This window comes from Hymenobacter coccineus, from assembly GCF_001816125.1.
Taxonomy (GTDB): Bacteria; Bacteroidota; Bacteroidia; order Cytophagales; family Hymenobacteraceae; genus Hymenobacter; species Hymenobacter coccineus.
The window spans coordinates 21,087-41,319 of record NZ_MDZA01000144.1 but is presented as its reverse complement, the minus strand read 5'-3'; the positions used below and the strand labels follow the sequence as shown (position 1 = coordinate 41,319).

At 65.4% G+C, this 20,233-nt stretch carries 17 protein-coding genes; 10 read left to right on the top strand and 7 right to left on the bottom strand.

Translation table 11 applies throughout. The features are described 5' to 3' along the window. Positions 1 to 123: 123 nt before the first annotated feature. The 3 genes from BEN49_RS10300 to BEN49_RS10295 all read right to left on the bottom strand — a co-directional run bounded on the left by BEN49_RS10300 (position 124) and on the right by BEN49_RS10295 (position 4,704). The gene (locus BEN49_RS10300; protein WP_070742984.1) at positions 124 to 1,431 is read right to left on the bottom strand and encodes an amidohydrolase family protein; all 1,308 of its coding nucleotides are present in this window, start codon (positions 1,429 to 1,431) and stop codon (positions 124 to 126) included. 166 nt (positions 1,432 to 1,597) lie between these two features. After that, on the bottom strand, positions 1,598 to 2,563 hold the full coding sequence (locus BEN49_RS29490) for an amidohydrolase family protein (protein ID WP_239691900.1): 966 nt from the start codon (positions 2,561 to 2,563) through the stop codon (positions 1,598 to 1,600). Positions 2,564 to 2,568: 5 nt separating this feature from the next. Continuing rightward, positions 2,569 to 4,704 (bottom strand): amidohydrolase family protein, encoded by a 2,136-nt coding sequence (locus BEN49_RS10295; RefSeq protein ID WP_239691899.1) that lies wholly within the window; start codon positions 4,702 to 4,704, stop codon positions 2,569 to 2,571. 157 nt (positions 4,705 to 4,861) lie between these two features. Here BEN49_RS10295 and BEN49_RS10290 point away from each other — a divergent pair, with 157 nt between their 5' ends. Together BEN49_RS10290 and BEN49_RS10285 are read left to right on the top strand one after the other, a co-directional pair. Continuing rightward, a complete protein-coding gene (locus BEN49_RS10290) occupies positions 4,862 to 5,071 on the top strand; it encodes a hypervirulence associated TUDOR domain-containing protein (protein WP_070742982.1) in 210 nt (69 codons plus the stop codon). 49 nt (positions 5,072 to 5,120) lie between these two features. Then, positions 5,121 to 5,555, top strand: coding sequence for a hypothetical protein (locus BEN49_RS10285; RefSeq protein WP_070742980.1), 435 nt, complete (start codon positions 5,121 to 5,123; stop codon positions 5,553 to 5,555). 89 nt (positions 5,556 to 5,644) lie between these two features. Here the strand turns inward: BEN49_RS10285 and BEN49_RS10280 are convergent, their stop codons facing one another. After that, complete coding sequence (locus BEN49_RS10280; RefSeq protein ID WP_070742978.1) at positions 5,645 to 7,225, bottom strand: amino acid permease; 1,581 nt, start codon at positions 7,223 to 7,225, stop codon at positions 5,645 to 5,647. 204 nt (positions 7,226 to 7,429) lie between these two features. Between BEN49_RS10280 and BEN49_RS10275 the strand changes: the two genes are divergently transcribed. The 6 genes from BEN49_RS10275 to BEN49_RS10255 all read left to right on the top strand — a co-directional run bounded on the left by BEN49_RS10275 (position 7,430) and on the right by BEN49_RS10255 (position 12,243). Further along, on the top strand, positions 7,430 to 7,864 hold the full coding sequence (locus BEN49_RS10275) for a DUF4890 domain-containing protein (RefSeq protein ID WP_070742976.1): 435 nt from the start codon (positions 7,430 to 7,432) through the stop codon (positions 7,862 to 7,864). A gap of 204 nt (positions 7,865 to 8,068) precedes the next feature. Beyond that, entirely contained in the window at positions 8,069 to 9,430 is a 1,362-nt protein-coding gene (locus BEN49_RS10270) for an MBL fold metallo-hydrolase (RefSeq protein ID WP_083325976.1), read from the top strand. Positions 9,431 to 9,546: 116 nt separating this feature from the next. Further along, entirely contained in the window at positions 9,547 to 10,161 is a 615-nt protein-coding gene (locus BEN49_RS26770) for a hypothetical protein (protein WP_125916713.1), read from the top strand. Between the two features lie 118 nt (positions 10,162 to 10,279). Then, positions 10,280 to 10,504, top strand: coding sequence for a hypothetical protein (locus BEN49_RS10265; RefSeq protein ID WP_070742975.1), 225 nt, complete (start codon positions 10,280 to 10,282; stop codon positions 10,502 to 10,504). After that, the gene (locus tag BEN49_RS10260) at positions 10,485 to 10,898 is read left to right on the top strand and encodes a putative toxin-antitoxin system toxin component, PIN family (protein WP_070742973.1); all 414 of its coding nucleotides are present in this window, start codon (positions 10,485 to 10,487) and stop codon (positions 10,896 to 10,898) included. The genes BEN49_RS10265 and BEN49_RS10260 overlap by 20 nt, the downstream gene beginning before the upstream one ends. 79 nt (positions 10,899 to 10,977) lie before the next feature. Next, positions 10,978 to 12,243 carry an exonuclease SbcCD subunit D C-terminal domain-containing protein gene (locus BEN49_RS10255; protein ID WP_070742971.1) on the top strand — a complete coding sequence of 422 codons (1,266 nt, stop codon included), beginning with the start codon at positions 10,978 to 10,980 and terminating at the stop codon, positions 12,241 to 12,243. A gap of 36 nt (positions 12,244 to 12,279) precedes the next feature. Here the strand turns inward: BEN49_RS10255 and BEN49_RS10250 are convergent, their stop codons facing one another. Continuing rightward, complete coding sequence (locus BEN49_RS10250; RefSeq protein WP_158022820.1) at positions 12,280 to 12,822, bottom strand: hypothetical protein; 543 nt, start codon at positions 12,820 to 12,822, stop codon at positions 12,280 to 12,282. Positions 12,823 to 13,085: 263 nt separating this feature from the next. After that, on the bottom strand, positions 13,086 to 14,333 hold the full coding sequence (locus tag BEN49_RS10245) for a putative sensor domain DACNV-containing protein (protein WP_158022819.1): 1,248 nt from the start codon (positions 14,331 to 14,333) through the stop codon (positions 13,086 to 13,088). Between the two features lie 278 nt (positions 14,334 to 14,611). On the opposite strand from BEN49_RS10245, the gene BEN49_RS10240 reads away from it, so the two are divergent. After that, on the top strand, positions 14,612 to 15,121 hold the full coding sequence (locus tag BEN49_RS10240) for a hypothetical protein (RefSeq protein WP_125916709.1): 510 nt from the start codon (positions 14,612 to 14,614) through the stop codon (positions 15,119 to 15,121). A 103-nt stretch (positions 15,122 to 15,224) separates the two neighbouring features. Here the strand turns inward: BEN49_RS10240 and BEN49_RS10235 are convergent, their stop codons facing one another. Then, complete coding sequence (locus BEN49_RS10235; RefSeq protein ID WP_070742964.1) at positions 15,225 to 16,151, bottom strand: alpha/beta fold hydrolase; 927 nt, start codon at positions 16,149 to 16,151, stop codon at positions 15,225 to 15,227. Positions 16,152 to 16,388: 237 nt separating this feature from the next. Here BEN49_RS10235 and BEN49_RS10230 point away from each other — a divergent pair, with 237 nt between their 5' ends. Further along, entirely contained in the window at positions 16,389 to 20,108 is a 3,720-nt protein-coding gene (locus BEN49_RS10230) for an AAA family ATPase (RefSeq protein ID WP_070742962.1), read from the top strand. Positions 20,109 to 20,233: the final 125 nt, after the last annotated feature.

The following is a 20,233-nucleotide window of genomic DNA, read 5'->3' as shown; positions in this document are numbered from 1 at the left end:
GCCCAAAAACGGCCGGGCTGCCCGTACCGCTGCATTTATCTCACAGTAGCAGCGGTTTGCTGAGCGAAACAAATGCGACGATATGGGCAGCCCGGCCGTTTTTCAGCTTGCTCGAACACCTCTTCAGTTCAGGCCGTACTTGGTTAAAAACTTGCGGTTGAGGGCCGTTTGCTTGGTTTCGAGGCTGAGGCGGCGGCCGTCGATAAAGGCGGCAGTGACGTTGTTGGTGCGCATATCGAGCAAGTCGCCTTTGCTGAGTACGAGCGTTGCGCTCTTGCCGGTTTCGAGCGAGCCGTAGGCCTTGTCGATGCCCATGAGCTGGGCCGGGGCCAGCGTCACTGCCGTCAGGGCCTGCTCTTTGGTGAGGCCAAACGCGGCGGCCGTGCCGGCGATGAAGGCCAGGTTGCGGCCCCCGGGGGCCTCCTGGCTACCCTCGTAATCGAGGCAGTAGCGGATGCCGGCGGCTTGCAGCTGGGCGGGCAGCTTGTAGGGCTGGTCGTAGTCGTCGGCGTCGCGGCGGGGCAGCGCGTGCAGGCGGCTTACCACCACGGCCACGTCGTTTTGCTTGAGGAAGTCGAGCACCATCCAGGCGTCGCGCCCGCCCACCACGGCTACTTTCTGCACGCCCAGGCGCTTGGCGAAGCGCACCGATTCGATGATTTCCTTGCCGTAGTCGGCGTGCAGGTACAGCGTTTTGCTGCCGTCGAAAAGGCCGGCCAGGGCCGTCAGGCGCAGGTTTTCGCGGCGGCCGGCGGGCAGCTGGCGGTAGGCCGCGGCCTCGCCGAAGAGCTGCTCCAGGTCGCGCAGGTTCGTTTCGCGGGCCTTCTGGCGGCGCTCCAGGGCGGCGGCGTCCTCGGCCGGGTTGGTGCGGATGATGAGCTGGGGCCAGCTCAGGTGCTGGCCTTCGTCGGCGCGCACCACGGCGTCCTGCCAGTTCCAGGCGTCGAGCTGCACCACGCTGCTCTGGCCGGTCAGCAGGCCGCCGCGAGGCGTGGGCTGGGCCAGCAGCACGCCGTTCACGCGCAGCGTCGGCAGCACGTCGGAGTCCGTATTGTAGGCAATGAGGCTGCGCACGTTGGGGTTGAGGATGCCCACTTCCTGCTCGTCCACGGTGGCCCGGATGGATTCGACATCGGTGAGGCCCAGCGTGGTATTGGGCAAAATCAGGCCCGGGTACAGGTCTTGGCCGGTGCCGTCCACAGCTTCGTAGCCCGCTTTGTCGGCGGTGAAACCGCTGGCTGGGCCAGCGTAGGTCAGCTTGCCCTGGGCAAAGGCCACAGTGGCGTTGGGCACCACTGTGCCGTTGCCCACGTGCAGCGTGGCCCCGGTGATGAGCACGGGCTTGGCCTGGGGCCCCGCCGGAGCGGGCACCTGGGCCAGGGCGGGCAGGGCCCCCAGCAAGGCGAGAGCGAAAGTAAATTGGAAACGCATGGCGTTGATTGTTATAAAGTTGATTGTTGCGACTGGGGAACCTCACCCCCGCTCTCTGCGAGAGGGGTGCGTTCAGGTTGCTCGTTCGGCTAGTAATACTTGCTTTTAGCTGACGACTGGCACCCCTCTCCGCAGGAGAGGGGCCGGGGGTGAGGTTGCGAAGTACCTACTCCGCCAAATCCTTTTCCTCGCCCAGCGTGTCGCAGTGCCAGGCGCTGTTGGCCTTGGCCACGGGCGGACGCGTGGTGGCCCCGGCTTTCTTCTCGGTCAGCATGCGCTGCACAAGGCGCTCCCGCTCGCGGGCGATGTCGGCGCGCAGGGCTAAGTCGCTTTCTAGGCTGAACAGCTCGCGGCCGTCCACGAAGGTGTAGGCGGCTTTGGCGTAGATGCTCAGCGGGTTATCGGTCCAGAGCACCACGTCGGCGTCCTTGCCTTCCTTGATGGAACCCATGTGCTGGTCGAGGTGCAGCATTTTGGCGGGGTTGATGGTGACCAGGCGCAGGGCCTGCTCCTCGCTCAGGCCGCCGTACTTCACCGATTTGGCGGCTTCCTGGTTGAGGCGGCGGCTCATTTCGGCGTCGTCCGAGTTGATGGCCACGTTCAGGCCTTCCTTCGTCATGATGGCCGCGTTGAACGGAATGGCGTCCTTAACCTCATTTTTATAGGCCCACCAGTCCGAAAACGTGCTGGCGTTCACGCCGCGCGCCTTCATCTTGTCGGCCACCTTATAACCTTCTAGGATGTGGGTGAAGGTGTTGACCTTGAAGTTCATGCGGTCGGCCACGTTCATCAGCATGTTGATTTCCGACTGCACGTAGCTGTGGCAGGTGATGTGGCGCGTGTCGTGCAGGATTTCCACCAGCGCCTCCAGTTCCAGGTCGCGGCGCGGGGCCTCGGCCGTGGCCTGCGCTTTCTTCGACAACTTGCTGTAGGCCAGCATTTCCTTTTCGTACTCCTTGGCCCGCGTGAAAGCGTCTATGAACACCTGCTCGGTGCCCATGCGCGTTTGCGGAAAGCGCAGCACGTTTTGCTCGCCCCAGTTGCTCTGCTTCACATTTTCGCCCAGCGCAAACTTGATGAAGCCCGGGGCCCCCGCGATTTTCATGGCTTCGGCCGGGGCCCCCCAGCGCATTTTTATCAGCGCCGACTGCCGCCGATGGGGTTGGCCGAGCCGTGCAGCAGCTGGGCCGCCACCACGCCGCCCGCCAGGTCGCGGTAGATGCCCACGTCCTCAGGGTCAATCACGTCGCCGATGCGCACCTCGCTCGTCACCGACTGCGTGCCCTCGTTCACGCCCTCCGAAATGGCCAGGTGCGAGTGCTCGTCGATGATGCCCGGGGCCAGGTGCTTACCCGTGCCGTCGATGCTGCGGCCGCCTTTCGGCAGCGCCAGGTTCTTGCCCACGCGGCTGATTTTGCCGTTTTCGAGCAGCACGTCGGTGTTTTCGAGCTTGCCGGCGGTCTCGCTGGTCCACACCGTGGCATTTTTGATGAGCGTGGTGGTTTGGGCCGGCATCGCGGCGCGGCCGTAGGCGGCGAAGGGGTACATCAGGGCCCCCAGCGCGGGCGCTGGCTTGGCCTTGGCCGTGTCGAGGCGCGCGGCGCGGGTGGCTTCCTCCTGGCGGCGGGCCACCCACTTTACCGGCGTGCCGTCGGCCAGTAGCCCTTCGCCCTGGAAGGTGCGTCCCTCCTGCGCGTAGTAGCCGCTGAGGCGCGTGGCGCCTTCGCCGGGCGCGGGGGCCCCGGGCGTGGTGCTGGGCTTTTTGCCCTTGTCAATTTTATCCTTCGGGTTGAACACAATGGTGGTCAGGTCACTAGCCACGGCCAGGGTGCCGCGGATGGTGTCGCCGGCGGCGGGCACAATCTTCAGTTCCGGCGCCTCGGGCTTGCCCTGGATGAGGAAGCGGCCCTCGGGCTGCTTCCCGATTTGCAGCGTGTACACGCCGCGGTAGTCGGCCGGCACAGTGCTGAGCTGGTACCGCTCGCCCTGCACCCAGTTGTCGAGCAGCACGTTGTCGTCGGCCAGCAGGTGCGCCGAGCACACCACGAAGTTGGCCACCAGGCCCGGGCGCAGGGCCCCCACTTGGTCCTGGGCGCGCAGCAGGCGGGCCGGCGTGTCGGTGAGGGCGCGCAGGGCGGCGGTTTCGCTCAGGCCGTACTGGCCGGCCTTGCGCAGGTTGGGCAGGAACTTCTTCTTATCCTTGAGGTCGGCAGCGGTGATGGCGAAGGGCACGCCGGCCTGGGCCAGGCGGGCGGCGTTGGCGGGGGCCAACTCCCAGTGCTTCAGGTCTTCGAGCGGAATGCGGCGGGCGTCGTATACATCCTCCACGTTGTAGGCCTCGGGGAAATCGAGCGGCACCACGAAGGTGGCGCCCGTGGCCTTCAGCTCGTCGAGGCGCTGGTACTCGTCGCCGCGCCCCTTAATGATGTACTGCACGCCGGCTTCGTCGCCCACGCGGTCGGCCCGGATGGCCGAGAGCTTGTCGCGCACCTGGAAGATGGCGGGCAAGGTTTTTTGGGTCGTGAGGGCTTGCAGCGACAGGTTTTGCTCGCGGCGCGGGTTGCGCTTGTTCCAGGCGGCGTCGAGGTAGGTTTGGCGCAGCAGCGCGATGCTGCCCATCAGCGAACCGGGGTAGTCCTGCGTCGAAGTGCCCTTGTCGAACGAAAGCGCCGCGGCGGCTTTGTCAAGCAGAATGACTTCGTTCTCCTTGCGCTCGGTGTTGAGCGTGACCAGGGCCCCGGTGCCGCGCATGATGCCGTCGGCTTGCTGCGTGAGCACCGCCCCGAAGCCCAGGGCCCGGTACGCGGCGGCCGCGTCGGCGTTTACCTTAAACAGGTCGGCGGCGTTTACCTCGGGGTGCACGGCCTGGTTCCAGTCGTAAGCGCCGGCCTTTTGCGAGTCGAACTGGGGCCCCGCGTCGCGGCGGCCGCGGCGCTCGGGGGCCTTGGTTTCGGGCACGCCGTAGGCCGTGTACACGTCCACGAAGCCCGGGTACACGAACTTGCCTTTGAGGTCTTGCACCACGGCGCCGGCCGGGATTTTCACCTTCGCCCCGGGCCCCACGGCCTCTATCTTACCGTCGCGGATGACGAGCGTAGCGTCTTCCAGGCGGGTTTGGTAGTCGGCGTAGAGCGTGGCGTGGGTGAAGGCGTACAGGCCGGGGCGCTGGTCGTACACGCCGTTGCGCGGGTAGGTGCTGGGCTGGGCCAGGGCGGTGCCGCCGGCCAGCAGCAACCCGGCCAGCATGGGCAAGGAAGTAGTGGTTTTTTTCATGCAGTGCGGAAAAGGGAAACGCCCGGCGGGGGCCCCAGGGCCCGGTGCGCGCCCGGGCACGGCCTAAAAGTAACCGGCCGGGGCCCTGGGTTGCAACGGCCGGGCGGCATTGGCAGTAAGTAATTATTCTATCTACTCCTTCTTCCCTCCTACTCCCATGCGCAAAGGCACCGCAGTTACCTGGAAATACGGCACCGGCACGGCCACCGGCAAAATCGAATCGGTGCACAAAGAGCCCATCAAGCGCACCATCAAAGGCAGCGAAATCCACCGCAACGGTTCGCCCGAAGACCCCGCCCTGGTCATCGTTCAGGAAAACGGCGACAAGGTGCTCAAGCTCCAAAGCGAAGTGAAGGCCGCCAAATAATTACTTCAGCCGTAAGACGTATTGTTTGGGGCCCCCGCGCCCCGCGCCCATGCCCCCTTCCCTTTCGTACTACGCCGCGCACTACCAGGCCTACCCGCCCCTGGTGCACGGCCAAGTTCTGCGCCCGCTGTCGGTGACGGAGTTCACCGAGGTCTGCGAGCTGCTGCTGGCCACGGCCCGCCCCCACGGCTGCCCCTACTGGCTCCTCGACGGCCGCGCCGATAGCGCCGACCGCCCGGGCGACGTGTACGAGTGGCTGGTGGAGGATTTTTTGCCGCGGGCGCGCCGCACCCTGGTCCACGTGCTGTACGTGGCGTTTGTGGCTGAGCCCGCTTTCTGGGCCACGTTGCAGCTGCGCAGCTTTGCCCAGCCGGCTGCCACGGTGGCGGCCACGTTCCGCGCCGGCTGGTTCACCAGCGAGGCCGAGGCCCTGGCCTGGCTCGACCAACAGCGGGGCCCCGAAGTGCCACAAGAGTCGGCGTAGCTGGTCTGCATTATTCCCATAAAAAAGGGGCCCCGCTACCAAGTAGCGGGGCCCCTTTTTAGGCAATTCAGCCGAAGCTGGCAAACCGGCTAGCGGTTGCGGGAGTCGGGCTTGATGAAGGCTTCTTTCTCCATCTCCTCCGGCACCACCACAATGCCCTGCTGGAGCTTGGAGTTGCGCTTGCCGTAGAGGAAATACACCACGAAGCCCAGCAGCATCCAGCCCAGGGCTACTTCCAGGGTGAAAAGGTCGAGGCCGACGATGAGCAGCGTGCACACCAGGGCCCCCATGATGGGCACCAGCGGGAAGCTGGGCGTGGAGAGCGGCGAGCGGAACGGCCGGGGCTGCTCGGGGTTCGACTTGCGCATGATCCACACGCCCAAGCTCACGAGCACGAAGGCCAGCAGCGTGCCGAACGAGGTGAGGTCGCCGGCGAGCGAGCCGGGCACGAAGGCCGCGAACAGGCCCACGAACACCATCAGCATCAGGTTGGACTTGTAGGGCGTGTTGAACTTGGGGTGCAGCTCGGAGAAGGCGTTGGGCATCAGGCCGTCTTTGGCCATGGAGAAGAACACGCGGCTCTGGCCCATGAGCATCACCAGGATTACCGACGTGAAGCCCAGCAGAATGCCCACCGTCACGGCCGTGGCCAGCCACTCGTAGCCGGGCATGTGGGCCCGGATGGCGTAGGCCACCGAAGCCTCGCCGCCCAGGGCCGGGTCGGCAAATTCGCGCCAGTTGGCCACGCCCGTCAGCACGTGCCCGAACAGGATGTAGAGCACCGTGCAAATGGCCAGCGAGCCCAGAATGCCGATGGGCATGTCGCGCTTAGGGTTTTTGGCTTCCTGCGCGGCCGTGCTCACGGCATCAAAACCGATGAAGGCGAAGAACACGATGCCCGCGCCGCCGATGATGCCGCCGATGCCGTGCTTAAAGAAGCCTTGGTAGGTACGGACCACTTCGCCGGCCGAGTTTTTCACTTCGGCATCGGCCGGAATGAGGTAGGGCGTGTGGTTGGCGGGGTTGATGAACTGCCAACCGATGGCAATAAACACAATGACGATCAGCACCTTCAGCACCACCACCACGGCGTTGAATAGCGCCGACTCCTGGGTGCCTTTCACCAGCAGCAGGCTCAGGGCCACAATGATGAGCAGTGCGGGCAGGTTGATGAGGCCGTGCTGGGCCACGCCGTTCACCACGGCGTGCTCAAAGGGCGAATGGCTTAAATTGTACGGGATACTGGTCCCAAAGACCTCCAGGAGCTTGTTCAAATATTCGCTCCAGGCGATGCTGACGGTGGCCGCACCCAGCGCGTACTCCATGATGAGGGCCCAGCCGATGACCCAGGCCACGAGCTCGCCCATGGTGGTGTAGGCGTAGGTGTAGGCCGAGCCGGCAATCGGAATCATGGCCGCAAACTCGGCGTAGCACAGGCCCGCAAACACGCACCCGAAGGCCGCCAGGATGAAGGCCAGCGTGACGCCGGGGCCCGAGGCCTGCGCGGCCGCGGCGGCGGTGCGCACAAACAGGCCCGCCCCGATGATGGCGCCCACGCCCAGCGCCACGAGGTTGCCCGCGCCCAGCGTGCGCTTCAGGGCCCCGTGGCCGGTCGAGTTGGCCTCGCCCAGCAGCACGGCCAGGGGTTTTTTGGCGAAAATATTGGCCATATTTTAGAAAAAAGAGAACGTTGAGGAAGGGTACCGAACCAAAGCACCCGCGCCGCACCACGGCACAGGGCCCGAAATATAGGCAGCTTTTTTGGGCCCTGGCCCATTTTATGGCACCCTGCTTGCAAAGCATTGGACGAAGCCGCTTAAACCGGCCGGGCCTTTTGCCCTCCAACGTACTCGTCCACATTTTCTTTATTCGCTATGTTCAAGTCCCTCGCCCTGCTGGCCGCCCTGGCCCTGGCCACCCCCAGCGCCTTCGCCCAAACCGCCCCGGCCGCGCCAATGGCCCACCAGGGCCGCCACAAGGGGCCCCACAAAATGAAGTCGCCGGAGCAGATGGCCGCCCGCCGCTCCCAGAAAATGGCCCAGCAGCTCGGCCTCAGTCCCGACCAGCAAAGCCGCCTCCAGGCCGCCCTGCTGGCCGAGCGCCAGGGCATGACGGCCGTATCGCCGGCCCCCGCCGACCGCAAGGCCCTGCACCAGGCCATGAAGGCCAACCACGCCCAGTACGAGGCCCAGGTGCAGGCCATCCTCACGCCCGCCCAGCGCACGCAGTACACGGCCATGCAGCAGCAAAAGCGCACCGAGATGAAGGCCAAACGCCAGCAGCGCACGGGCCTGGCCCCCAATAACTAACGCCGACGTTATTCCACCGCGCGTTTTGTAAAAGCCCTGGCCACCTGGCCGGGGCTTTTTTGCGTTCGGGGCAAGGCGGGGGCCCCGGCGGCGGGCCGGCGTTGGGCCGGGCCGTTTATATTTGGCTAAACCGATGGGGCCCCGGCGGGGCTACGCCGGCTTTGCCGGGGCCCCGCCGCGGCGCTTCCACGCAAAAAATCCCCCATGCCCCCCCTCCCCAGTAGCGCGGCCCCGGCCGTGCAAATCCAGCAGTTCTACGACAAGGGCCTCGCCCACGCCAGCTACGCCGTGCGCAGCGGCCGCCAAGTGGCCCTCATCGACCCGGGCCGCGACCCACAGGTGTACTACGATTTTGCCGACGAGCACGAAGCCAAAATCGTGGCCGTCATCGAGACGCACTCGCACGCCGATTTCGTGTCGTCGCACCTGGAAATTGCCGAGGAAACCGGGGCCCACATTTACTGTAGCAAGCTGCTGGGGGCCCAGTACGCGCACCAGAATTTCGACGACGGCAACCGCATCGTCGTGGGCACCGTGGAGCTGCACGCCGTGAACACGCCCGGCCACTCGCCCGACAGCATCAGCGTGGTGCTGATGGACGACCTGGCCCAGACGCGCGCCGTGTTCACCGGCGACACCCTGTTTGTGGGCGACGTGGGCCGGCCCGACCTGCGCGAGGACGCCGCCGTGGGCGGCCATACCCGCGAGGCCCTCGCCGCCCAGCTCTACCAGAGCACCCGCCGCAAGCTGATGACGCTGCCCGGCACCACCAAGGTGTACCCCGCCCACGGCCCCGGCAGCCTCTGCGGCAAAACCACCAGCCCCGACCTCGACAGCACCATTGCCAAGGAGCTGGCCACCAACTACGCCCTCCAGCCCATGTCGGAGCCCGAGTTCGTGAAGGTATTGCTCGAAGACCAGCCGTTCGTGCCCAAGTACTTCGGTCACGGCGTGCGCCTCAACAAGCTGGGTGCCAAGGCTTACGAGGCCAGCGTGCGCGCTGTGCCCCACCTGGCGCCCGGCACCGCCCCGGCCCCCGGCGTGCTGCTGGTTGACACCCGCCCCGCCGCCCAGTTCCGCGCCGGCCACCTTCCCGGGGCCCTGAATTTGATGGACGGCGGCAAGTTCGAAACCTGGCTGGGCTCCATCGTGGGGCCCCAGGAGCCATTCTATCTAATGGCCGATTCCAACATTGCGCTGGACGCCGTGATCCGCAAAGCTGCCAAAATCGGCTACGAAACCAACATCAAGGGGGCCCTGCTAGTCCCCGCCGCCCGGCCCGCCACCGCCCCGGAGGTCGACGTGGCGGCAGTCCGCGAGCACCCCGAGCGCTTCACCATCGTCGACATCCGCAACCCCGCCGAGGCCCAGCCACCCATCTTCCCCGGGGCCCTAAATATCCCGCTGCCGGAGCTGCGTGAGCGCGCCCACGAAGTCCCTACCGGCAAGCCCATCCTGGTGCACTGCGCCGGCGGCTACCGCTCGGCCGCCGGCGCAAGCATCCTGGCCGCCGCGTTGCCCGGCGCGGAGGTGTTGGATTTGGGGGAGGCGGTGGCAGGGTTTTAGGTGGCGGTGCGAGGCACGAACACCTTAATTAAATTCGGCATTAGTGGTAAAGAATGTGTATTAGGTTCTTTACAGCTAATGCCGAATTATTTTAGCAATAGTCTATTTAATAAACTATGGATTCGTATGAAGTAATAAGAACTATTCATAAAATCGGTCATCCCATTTCAGGCACTGTACTGGAGTACAGAAAGTTTGAGACTGCTGGAGGTTTTATTGATTGCCACATAGAGATTAAAGCAAATTCAAAACTCAAGTGCATCCTCTCGTACGCTGACCTAATTGAAGATCATAATTATAAAATGTTTAAAGAAAGCTTGATACCCGAAAGGGGAACTCGCCTTGATATGGTGGTCAAGAACTGCGTCGACAACACGCTGTATCTAAGCGCAAAGCCAAGTGATACGAATGCTGCACAAGTAGAAAAATTTAGAGATTTCTACAAATTCATAGACGGATTAGAAGTGGGAGCTGTTGTTAAGGGAAAGGTTGAAAAAGTAGTGCCGTTCGGGGTTTTTATAAATTTTTCAACTCCTTACATCGGCTTGATAGACATAGGCCACATCGAATTCAACGGTGGCAAACAGCTGCCAGGTGATTTTTCTAAATGGCCAAAAGAAGGCGAGATTATCAAGTGTGTGGTTTCATATTATAGGCTTCACTCCCGGCAAATAGGATTAGGCTGGATACCCGAAGCAGCTGACCCGTCATCAAAGGACACCTTAATTTAAATTCGATTTACTATTGCTTCAAATGCGCGTACTGCACACCGCCGACTGGCACCTGGGCCAACATCCTCATCGGACAAGATCATTTAATTACTTAAACTACTTGTAATCAAGTATAAATATGACTACCTACCAAGTCGATATCCTGAACCCCAAAGCCGACAAGCTGCTGCAAGACCTTGCCGACCTAAAACTCATTTCCATTCGGCAAACGCCAGCGGACGGCTTCATGGACGTAGTAAATCGGCTTCGGGCCAAGGCGACGGGCCAGGTCCCTACGCTGGATGAGATAACCAAGGAAGTAGAAGCTGTTCGGACTAAGCGCTATGCCAAGAAGAAAGCATAGAATTATTGTTGATACGAATCTTTGGATTAGTTTTCTATTAACAAAAGGCGCTTCTAAACTGGATCAGCTCTTTGCCCAAGTTGGGTTAACACTACTTTTCAGCCAGGAGTTATTAGAGGAATTTATCGCAGTGGCGCAGCGTCCCAAGTTCAAAAAATATTTTTCACTGGTTGATTTGCAAGACTTGCTGGTGCAAATCGAGGCAAAAGCTGAATTTATAGCGGTGACCTCAGCAGTTGACATTTGCCGCGATGCGAAGGACAATTTTCTACTCGCGCTTGCCACGGATGGCCGGGCAACCCATTTGTTGACGGGAGACAAGGATTTACTGGTGCTGAATCCTTTGGGCAAGACCCGGATTTTAACCATTGCGGAGTACGTTTCCAATTTATAATCGCCCCGGCCACTCCGCGCCGGGGCGTTTTGCATCGCGGCCGCCCCGGTACCTTTGGGCCCCTCTCCCTCCTAACTAAATGCGCGTACTGCATACCGCCGACTGGCACCTGGGCCAGCACTTCCTCACCGGGCAGGAGCGCCTGACCGAGCAGCGGGCGTTTCTGACGTGGTTGCTGGGGGCCGTGCAAACCCACGGCGTGGACGCGCTGGTGGTGGCCGGCGACGTATTCGACACCACCACACCTTCGCACGCGGCCCAGGAGCTGTACTACAACTTCCTGGTGCAGATGCAGGGCACCCACTGCCGCGACATTGTGGTGGTGGGCGGCAACCACGACTCGCCCACCCTGCTCAACGCCTCGCGGCAGCTGCTGCGGCGGCTGCGCATCCACGTGGTGGGCGGCGTGCCCACTGACCCCGCCGAGCAGGTAGTGGCCCTGGCCGAAACCAGCGGCCGGCCCGCGCTGGTGGTCTGCGCCGTGCCGTTTCTCCGCGACCGCGACATTCGCCTCGCCGTGGCCGGCGAAACGCCCGACGAGCGCCAGCTGCGCGTGCGCCAGAGCATTGCCGCCCACTACGGGGCCCTGGCCGAGGCCGACGCCGTGCGCCGCCTGCGCGAGCAGGACGTGCCCGTGCTGGCCACCGGCCACCTCTACGCGGCCGGCGGCGAGGCCCGCGAGGGCGCCGAGCGCGACGTGCATATCGGCGGGCTGGGCTCGGTGGGGGCCCCGGATTTTCCGGCGGCGTTCGATTACGTGGCCCTGGGGCACTTGCACCGGCCGCAGGTGGTGGGCGGGCAGGCGCACATCCGCTATTCGGGTTCGCCAGTGCCGCTCTCCTTCACCGAGGCAGACGATCGCCAGCAGGTGCTGCTGCTCGATTTTAAGGGCGCCGGGGCCCCTACTATTACTGCCCTGCCGGTGCCCGTGGTGCGCCGCCTCCAGCGTTTCCACGGCACCCTGGACGAGGTGGAGGCCAGCATTTTGGCCTACGACAACGCCGCCTTCGAGCTGGTGGCCTGGGCCGACGTGCAGGTGCGCTCCGACGAGGCCCCCGCCGAGGTGCAGCGCCGCGTGCAAGCCGTGCTGAAGGAGCGCGCTGCCCACGTGCAGGCCCCCCGCGGCGCCCGCCACCAGCGCGCCACCGAGGCGCCCGACGTGGCCGCCGCCACCGCCGCGGGGCCCCTGGCCTTCCTGCACGATCTGACGGTGAGCGAGGTATTTGGCCGGCGCGTGGCGGGCCTGCCGCCCGAGCGCGCCGCCGCCCTCACCGCCACCTTCGGCGAGCTGCGCCAGCTCCTGGCCGAAGCCGACCCGCAAGCCTGGGGCGGCGAGGAAGGCTAGGGGCCTGGCCAGAAGGTTGAAGGGCCGCCGTGCGGGCTACTTTTTGAGGCGATAGTGCAGGCCAGCCAATATGTGCGAGGACAGCCGGCCGCTGAGGGGCCCAGCCAAGGAATAGGGCAGGCCAGAAATGCTCAGGTTGGCCAGCGCGTCCACCACGAGGTCCACTTGCGGCGTCAGGGTGTAGCGCACGCTGGGCCCGAAGCTTAGGCTGGCTTGGTGCTCTACGGAAGTACCGTTTTCGCTGCGGGTAGTCTTTCCCTGAGTGGTTTGCAAATAGTGGCGGTTTGTAACGTAAACGAACACGGTAGCCCCAGCCAGCGCATCCACGTGCCAAGGGTTGGCGGCTTTGGTCAGGCCAATGCGCACCAGCACGGGGATGGTGAAGGTGTGAAGGCGGCTATCGTTGTCCTCTACTACCGCCCCTGAGCTGGTGTTGTATGAGCCGTGGTACACGTCGTGCCGCCACGTGTAGGCGTTGCTTAGTTCCAACGCCAGCCCAGGCTTTAGCTGAACGCCTAGCGTGAGCGCCGGGCCAAACCGGCTGCCGCTGTAGGAATTGAATGGCTGACCGGTTTGCATGGATAGCTTTACCCCCACGTAAGCGCTTTTCTCTGGTGGCGCTTCTTGCGCCCGGCAAAGCAGGGGCAAGCTGGTTAAGCCAATCAATACGAGGGCGTTGGGCATGGGCAAGGCGTAAAGTCCCACAAACTTAAGCAATACTTCACCTGCTCGCTAGCTAGCCAGGCAATGGCTGGTCGCGTTCGGTATTCCCCCTGCCTACTCACGCGCCCATCTTAGGCGCTTAGCAGCTCAAAGGCAGCTCAGCCAACCAGCTTTTCAGGCTAGTAAGTCAGCTGGTCCCAAACGATGACTTCCCCGGCCTGCTCGTGCACGAATTGCACGTTGCCGTCCTGCGAAACCACGATGGTCAGGCACTCGGGCGCGGCCAGGCAGAGGCGGTAGGCCGCCCGGTGGCGGGTGCCCCCGTGGTCGAAGGCCAGGGGCTGGCGCTCCTGCGCCGCCAAATCGAGGGCCCGGTACACGCGCTCCAGCGGCACTTGCGTGGCCTGCACCTCCACCCCAAACCCCACCACGTCGATTTGCTGGGTGAGCACCAGGGCCCCATCGACGGCGGCGAGCCCCGCCAGGTAATCGGCAAAATGTTCAATTTCCGCCGTTAGAGACATTAGCTCGGCATCGTTGTGCGCCTGCTGGTAGTGCGCCCAGCTCACCTCCCCGAGCTGGGCCAGGCGGCGCACCACGGCCTGCGCCAGGGCGGTGAAGCGGGGGCCCGACCCGCCGGGCATCAGCCGGTACTTGGGGCGCAGCACGCCCCCGGCGGCCGTCAGGGCTACTACCCGGTCGGTGGGCATCAGCACGATCAGCGCGCCGTGGCCGCCGGTTCGGATGCGGGTCAGGGCCCGCCGTTGCAGCTGCAAGGTCAGGCGCACCACCAGCTCCTCCTGCTCGGGGGTAAGCTCAGGGTTCGGCAGGGCATCGCCGGCCAGCGCACGGTTCTCAACGAAGCGCCCCTTGGCCCAGGCCTCCGGGAAGGACACGAAGCCGTGGCCAGCGATGCGGCCGCGCTGCAGGGTGAGCACGCGCTGGGCCCCGTCGTAGAACACGAGGCTGCCGGGGCCGCTCACCTGCACCAGCAGCGCGCGCGGCGGCCGGGCGGTGGTCAGGCGGGGCTGGTCCACGAGCTGGTCCCACTGATGCTCGCTGAAGAGCATACCCCAGAGCTGCAAGCTGCCGTCGGCGGTGGGGGCCACGGCCAGCAGGCTACTGGACTGCTGCACGGCCGGGCTGAGGCGGCGCAGCTCCTGCTCGGAGTAGGCGCGCGGCTCGGCAAAGCTTACCAGGTGGAAGTCGGTGAGCGTCACCGGCTGGGCTTCCAGCTCGGCCTGGGTGGCCAGCACCAAGTGGCAGACGACGGGGCGGCCCTCTTCGGCCAGCAGGCTGGCCTGGTAGAGCGTCGAGATAAAGGCGGTGAGCACCTCGGCGGGTGGCAGCGGGGGCGCCGTGGCCGGCCAATGCTGGCCCAGGGCCAGGGCCAGGTCGGCCGGGTAATAGTGCAACGATCTGGGCATGGGGCAGGCGAAAGGAGGGTTGGGGCAGACGAAACTACGCGCAGGCCGCAGACCTACGCGGACCCGCACGGTTGCGGGCTGGGCAAGTGGCTCCGCAACGGCCGCAACGCCCCGGCTTGGGCACGCAGGGGCCACGCCGCGCGGCCTTGGGCTGGCCATCAGGACGCGTTTGCGGGGAAGGCCGGGGGCTGCGCGGTGCGGTTTGGGGGCAGAGGAACGCTTGTTTTTCAGGGGCCCCTCACGTAATTTTCTGCACCGAACCCTCTATCTCCTTTTTAATGAAAAGATTCTTATTCTCCGTTGTTTTATTGTCAGGATTGGGTGCCGGTCAGGCGGCGCAGGCCCAAGGGAGCAACATGATTCACCTAATCAGCCTGGGCACTAGGTTGGGCGTCCGCGCCCTTGCCAAGGACAAGCAACCGGTGCCCGTGCAGCCCATCGACCAGGCCACGGCCGACAAGAATGCCGCCGCCAACACCGCCGCCACCATCGCGGCGCAGCCCAAGGAGCTGGTGCTGCACCGCACCCCCGCCGACCAGCTGCCCAAGAAAGGCGCCGACCAAATCACCGCCCTGGAAGCCCAGCTTGAGCAGTGCCACGCCGCTATGCTCGCCACCCCCGGCGGCATCATCTGCACGCCCGAGCAGCGCACGGCCATCCAGAGCGCCGCCGTGAGCGTGGCCCGTGCCCGCTCGAACTGGGACTTGCAGCCTTACCAGCAGGAACTGGCCTACTACCAGGCCGAAGACGCCCGCCGCCAGCAAGCCGCCGCCGCGCCCGCCAACTAGCATCCAAGCGGCTCCCCCGCCAGTGGGGCCCCCAGTCGAAAAGCCCCCGCTGGGCCGCGTCGTGCGGCTTAGCAGGGGCTTTTTTTAGGCTGGCAATCCGCGTTTACCGGCGCTTTTTCTTTACCAACAGCCAGACGCTGCCTGCCACCAGGGCCACCACGCCGGCCACCGCGGCTGCTTTAGGCACCCTGGGCTTGTTCACGGCGTAGGCCGGGGTGCGTTGGGCAATGTCGGCGTCGAGGAAGCGCTGGCCGCCAGTGGCGGCTAGGATGAGGCGGGTGGCTTCAGCGGGCTGGTCCCACTGCGGGTAGTGGCCGCAGTGCTCGAACCAGTACAGGCGGGCGTCGGGGAATTTGGCTAGTGCCCGCGTCGATTGGTAGGGAAAGCACACGTAGTCCTGGCGGCCCCAGCCGATAACCAACGGGGCAGTAATGGTGCCCTTGGGAGCCCCCTGCTGCTGTCGGCCCTCGACCAGGTCTGTCAGCAATTCGTCGAACGACGGGGCGTTGGCGAAGGTGCGCATCTCGTCCAGCGCCACGTGGGGAGAGACCCGCCGCGGGTAGTACGCATACTGGGATAACAGCAGCGTGCGCCCCACCTTGCTGCGGGTAATGGCCGGCATAACAGGTTGCAGGGCCCTCACCAGCCGCACTGCCAGCGCCTCGCTGCGGTAGAACACCGGCTTCTCCCAGCCTTTCCAGAAACCACCGGGGTCGAGCGACACCACTGCGCCCAGCACCCCGCCGCGCCGCGCCAGCTCCAGCACCAGCCGGGCCCCCATTGAGCTGCCCACTGCGTCGATGCCGATCAGGTCGTGGGCCTCCAGGAAAGCCGTCACGGCGTCGGCCAGCGCGGCGATGGTCACGGGGCCCACCAAGGGCGGAGTTTGGCCAAAGCCGGGCAAATCGACGGCGATGACGTCGCGCGCAACGGCCAACCCGTCGAGGATGGTTTGCCACGAGCGCCAGCTGCCGCCGATGCCGTGGAGCAGCAAAAGGGGCTTGCCAGCACCGCGCCGGACGTAGTGCATATCCATGATTGTTAAGGGACTGGTGATGTAAAAAAGGGGAACAGGGCCCCGGGCGCCCACCCCTGACGGGGCGCACACGCCCCGTCGTCAACGGCCGGGCCATGCGCCGGGTTGTGGGCCGCGAACCCGGCCGGGGCCCCGCTGGCGGAACCCAATGCGCTCCGTTTGCCTTTTCGGGCCGGGCCAGGGCCCCGCGCCGGCCGTACCTTCGGGGTGTCTTGTGGGAAATTAGTTAGCATGAAAATTATCAGCGTCCGCTTCGCCAATCTGAACTCGCTGCCGGGCCCCTACCTCATCCGTTTCGATGCCGCGCCGCTGGCCGACACAGGCTTGTTTGCCATCACGGGGCCCACCGGCGCGGGCAAAAGCACGCTGCTCGACGCCATTGCCGTGGGCCTCTACGGCCGCGTGCCGCGCCACGACCGCCAGGTAGGCGAGATGGTGAGCCGCCACGCGCCGTTCGCGTTTTCGGAGGTCGAGTTTGAGGTGCACGAAACCGACGCCGACACCGGGGCCGTGGCCCGCGTGCGCTATCGCTCGCGCTGGGAAGTGAAGCGCAAGGTACGCGGCGACGACAAAGGCGGCCTCGGCCAGGACGCCATGTCGCTGGTAATGAGCCCATCCGGCGCGGCCATCGTCAGCGGCAAGGAGGCCGTGCCGGCGAAGGTGGGCGAGCTGTCGGGGCTCGATTTTGGGCAGTTCGAGCAATCGGTGCTGCTGAGCCAGGGCAAATTTGCGCGCTTCCTGCACGCGCCGGAAAAGGAGCGCAGCGCCCTGCTCGAAAAGATGACCAACGTGGGCATCTACTCGCGGCTGTCGGTGGCGGCGTTTGAAAAGGCCAAGGAGGAAGAGCTGAAAACCAAGCTGCTGCGCGCCCAGCTCGAAGCCACCCGCCTGCTGCCCGACGACGAGCGCGGGGCCCTGGAAGCCCAGCTCGACCGCCTGCACGAAGAAGCCGAAGGCCACTACGAAGAGCAGCAGGAGCTGCACGTATTCCAGACCTGGCGCGCCATCCTGGACCAGCTGGACCGGCAGCTGCGCAAAACCACCGGCGAAACCGAGGAGTTGCGCCGCACCGAGGAGCTGCTCCGGCCCGATTCCGCCCGGCTCGACGGCCACCTCCGCGCCACGAACCTGGGGGCCCCATTGGCCCTGGCTGCCGCCGCCGAGCAGGAACTGAGCCGCGACGTGGCGCAGCTCGAAGCCCTGGACCAGGCCTTGCCCCTGCTGGCCCAGGCCACCCAGGAGGCCGAAGCGCGTTACGAGGCCGCCGCCGATAACCACGCCGCAGCACTCGCCACGGAGGACCGGCTACGGCCCGTGCTGCAAATGGCCCGGCAGCAGGACGCTGAAATAGCTTCGGCGCAGCAGCAGCTGACGAAGAACCACACGACCCACGACCAGAAACAGGCAGCGCACGAGGCCGAGCAAGCCGCGTGGCAAAAAGCGCAGACCCACGACTTGGCCGCGCTAGGCCAGCAGCAAATCGCCTCGGAAACCTGGCTGTTAGCCCACAACCACGAGGCCCAGCTTAAGGACGAGCTAATCGAAATCGGGGCCCAGATTAGTGACCTGGAGGCGGTGAATACCGAATTGGCCACGCTCGAAGCCCAGCAGCAAGCGCACCTCCAGCAGCTGGCCGAGGCCACGGCCGACCGCAAGCGCCACGAGCAGGCCGCCGCGGGGGCCCGGCAAACCCAGCAAACCCTGGTGGAGCAAGGCCGGCCCAGCCGCGACGAAGTGACCGAGCTGCTGCGCGGCACCGACGCCGACGCCCTGGCCCAGCACGACGCCGACCTCACCGCCCGCCTGCAACTGGTGCAGCGCCTGCTGCCCCTGGCCCAAGCCGCCCACGACCAGGCGGCCCGCGCCCAGGCCTTGGATCGGGAGTACGCTCAAGAAGAAATAACCCGCGAACAGGCCGAAACGGCTTTTGCCCACCTCACCGAACGGCAGGGCGACGGCCAGCGCCTGCTCGACAGCTACCAGCGCGAGCTGCGCGCCCAACAGGCCCTGGCCGACTTCAACGCCCACCGCCAGCAGCTGCAAACCGGCCAGCCGTGTCCGCTGTGCGGCGCGCTGGAGCACGCTTTTGGGGCTGATTTTGCAGCCGATGCCAACGAGTACGAGCTGCGCGTGGATGCGCAAAAGCAGGCCTTGGTGCACCTGAATGCAGAGCTGACCCGAACCGGGCAGGACCTGGTGCGCTGCCGTACCGAGCAGCAGCAGCGGCGGGCGCGCCACGACGAAAACGCCAACGCCGCCAACCTTGCCCGCCACCAGGCCACCGAGTTGGCGGCGGCCCTCGTGCCGCCCCTCCCCGATCTGAGCGACCTCGCCGCCTTGCAGCATTTACTGGCCGATACCGCCGCCGCCCAGGCCGCCACCGGGGCCGCCCGCCGCCGCCTCGTCGTTCTCACCGAGCAGCTGGCGCAGCTGCGCATCGACCACACCGCCGCGGGCGCAGTCAGCAAGCAAGCCCAGGAAGAAGCCCAGCACGCCACCGAACGGCAGCAAAAAGCGCAGCAGAGCCTGGGGGCCCTGGCCGCGGGGCTGGCCAATTTCCGGGAACAAGCCGGCAACTACCGAGCGGTCATCCAAGGGTTGCTGGTGCCGCACGGCTTGCGGCTGCCCGCCGCGGGGCAGCCCTACAGCGGCGTGCGGGCTACGCTGGAAGAGCGAGCCAGCGAATACGCGGCCCGGGCCCAAAACCTGACCGATTTGCAGCACAAGGCCGCTGCCCTCCGGGACCGGCAAGCCGACCGTGCCGCTACGTTGGCCCTGGCCGAGGCCGCGCTTCGGGCCAACGCCCAAGCCCTGGCTACCGAGCAGCAGCTGCTCGACCAGCTACGGGCCACCCGGCTGGCCCGCTACGCCGGCCCTGACCCCACCGCCGAAGCCGAGCAGCTGCACCAAGCTACTCGGCAACTGGACGAGGCCAAGCAGCTGGCCTATGGCCACCGCGGCCAGCAGCAGCAGAACCTGGCCATCAAGCACGATGCCCACCGCACGCTGAATACCCAGCTAGCCGAGCACCGCGCCGCCCACGATGCCCGCCAGACCGAGCTGGCCACGGCGCTGGCCGCCGCCGGCTTCGCCAATGCGGCCGAAGCGAGGGCCCTGCTGCTGCCCGCCCCCGAAGCCGAGCGCCTGGCCCAGCGCCGCCACGACCACCTCGTGGCCCAGACTGCCGCCACCCGCCGCCTCGCCGACCTCACCGCCGAGCTGGGCCACCACGCCGAGGCCGGCCTCACGCCCCACACCGGCCCCGAGCTGGATGGGCAGCTGGCGGCGCTGAACAAGGCCGACGATATTTTGCAGCAGCAGCTGGGGGCCACCAGCAACCAACTGGCCCAGGACGATGCGGCGCGCCTGCTGCTAGCCGATGGCCTGCGCGCTTTGCAGCAGCGGCAGCTAGAGGAGCAGCGCTGGCAGGATTTGAGCGAGCAGATTGGCTCGGCCAAAGGCGACAAGTTCAGCCAGTTTGCCCAGGGCCTCACGCTGAGCCACTTGGCGCGGCTGGCCAACCTGCGCCTGCGCCAGCTCACGGGTCGCTACACCATCCTCAAAACGCCCAACCGCAACCTGGAGCTGCAAATCATCGACCACGACCAGGCCGATACGGTGCGCCCGATGGCCTCGCTCTCGGGCGGCGAAAGCTTTCTGGTGAGCCTGGCCCTGGCCCTGGGCCTGAGCGAGTTGGCCGGCCACAAGGCCCGCATCGAATCGCTGTTTATCGACGAGGGCTTTGGCACGCTCGACCCCGATGCGCTAAACACGGCCCTCGACGCGCTGGAGCGCCTCCAGCACTCGGGCAAAATGATTGGCATCATCTCGCACGTGGCCGATTTGAAGGACCGCATCGGCACCCAAATCCGCGTCCAGCCCGGCGCGGGCGGCACCAGCACCGTGCGCGTAGTGGACGTGATGGGCACCGAAACCCCGTGCGACGTGTGAGGCAGCGTGGGCGCGTGGGGCCCTAATCTGTTAGGCAATGATATCAAGCCGGGTGGTCCGGCGACTTTTTCAGTCGTCGGGCCACTCTGACGGTTGAACGGGGCTATTGTTCAACTATCAGAGTG

Bases quoted from the DNA above. Each gene is read 5' to 3' on its own strand.
- BEN49_RS10280 (WP_070742978.1), bottom strand. From the start codon at position 7,225: ATGGCCAATATTTTCGCCAAAAAACCCCTGGCCGTGCTGCTGGGCGAG.
- BEN49_RS29490 (WP_239691900.1), bottom strand. From the start codon at position 2,563: ATGCGCTGGGGGGCCCCGGCCGAAGCCATGAAAATCGCGGGGGCCCCG.
- BEN49_RS10290 (WP_070742982.1), top strand. From the start codon at position 4,862: ATGCGCAAAGGCACCGCAGTTACCTGGAAATACGGCACCGGCACGGCC.
- BEN49_RS10265 (WP_070742975.1), top strand. From the start codon at position 10,280: ATGACTACCTACCAAGTCGATATCCTGAACCCCAAAGCCGACAAGCTG.
- BEN49_RS10260 (WP_070742973.1), top strand. From the start codon at position 10,485: ATGCCAAGAAGAAAGCATAGAATTATTGTTGATACGAATCTTTGGATT.
- BEN49_RS10270 (WP_083325976.1), top strand. From the start codon at position 8,069: ATGCCCCCCCTCCCCAGTAGCGCGGCCCCGGCCGTGCAAATCCAGCAG.
- BEN49_RS10235 (WP_070742964.1), bottom strand. From the start codon at position 16,151: ATGCACTACGTCCGGCGCGGTGCTGGCAAGCCCCTTTTGCTGCTCCAC.
- BEN49_RS10295 (WP_239691899.1), bottom strand. From the start codon at position 4,704: ATGAAAAAAACCACTACTTCCTTGCCCATGCTGGCCGGGTTGCTGCTG.
- BEN49_RS10285 (WP_070742980.1), top strand. From the start codon at position 5,121: ATGCCCCCTTCCCTTTCGTACTACGCCGCGCACTACCAGGCCTACCCG.
- BEN49_RS10255 (WP_070742971.1), top strand. From the start codon at position 10,978: ATGCGCGTACTGCATACCGCCGACTGGCACCTGGGCCAGCACTTCCTC.
- BEN49_RS10250 (WP_158022820.1), bottom strand. From the start codon at position 12,822: ATGCAAACCGGTCAGCCATTCAATTCCTACAGCGGCAGCCGGTTTGGC.
- BEN49_RS10300 (WP_070742984.1), bottom strand. From the start codon at position 1,431: ATGCGTTTCCAATTTACTTTCGCTCTCGCCTTGCTGGGGGCCCTGCCC.
- BEN49_RS10275 (WP_070742976.1), top strand. From the start codon at position 7,430: ATGTTCAAGTCCCTCGCCCTGCTGGCCGCCCTGGCCCTGGCCACCCCC.
- BEN49_RS10230 (WP_070742962.1), top strand. From the start codon at position 16,389: ATGAAAATTATCAGCGTCCGCTTCGCCAATCTGAACTCGCTGCCGGGC.
- BEN49_RS10240 (WP_125916709.1), top strand. From the start codon at position 14,612: ATGAAAAGATTCTTATTCTCCGTTGTTTTATTGTCAGGATTGGGTGCC.
- BEN49_RS26770 (WP_125916713.1), top strand. From the start codon at position 9,547: ATGGATTCGTATGAAGTAATAAGAACTATTCATAAAATCGGTCATCCC.
- BEN49_RS10245 (WP_158022819.1), bottom strand. From the start codon at position 14,333: ATGCCCAGATCGTTGCACTATTACCCGGCCGACCTGGCCCTGGCCCTG.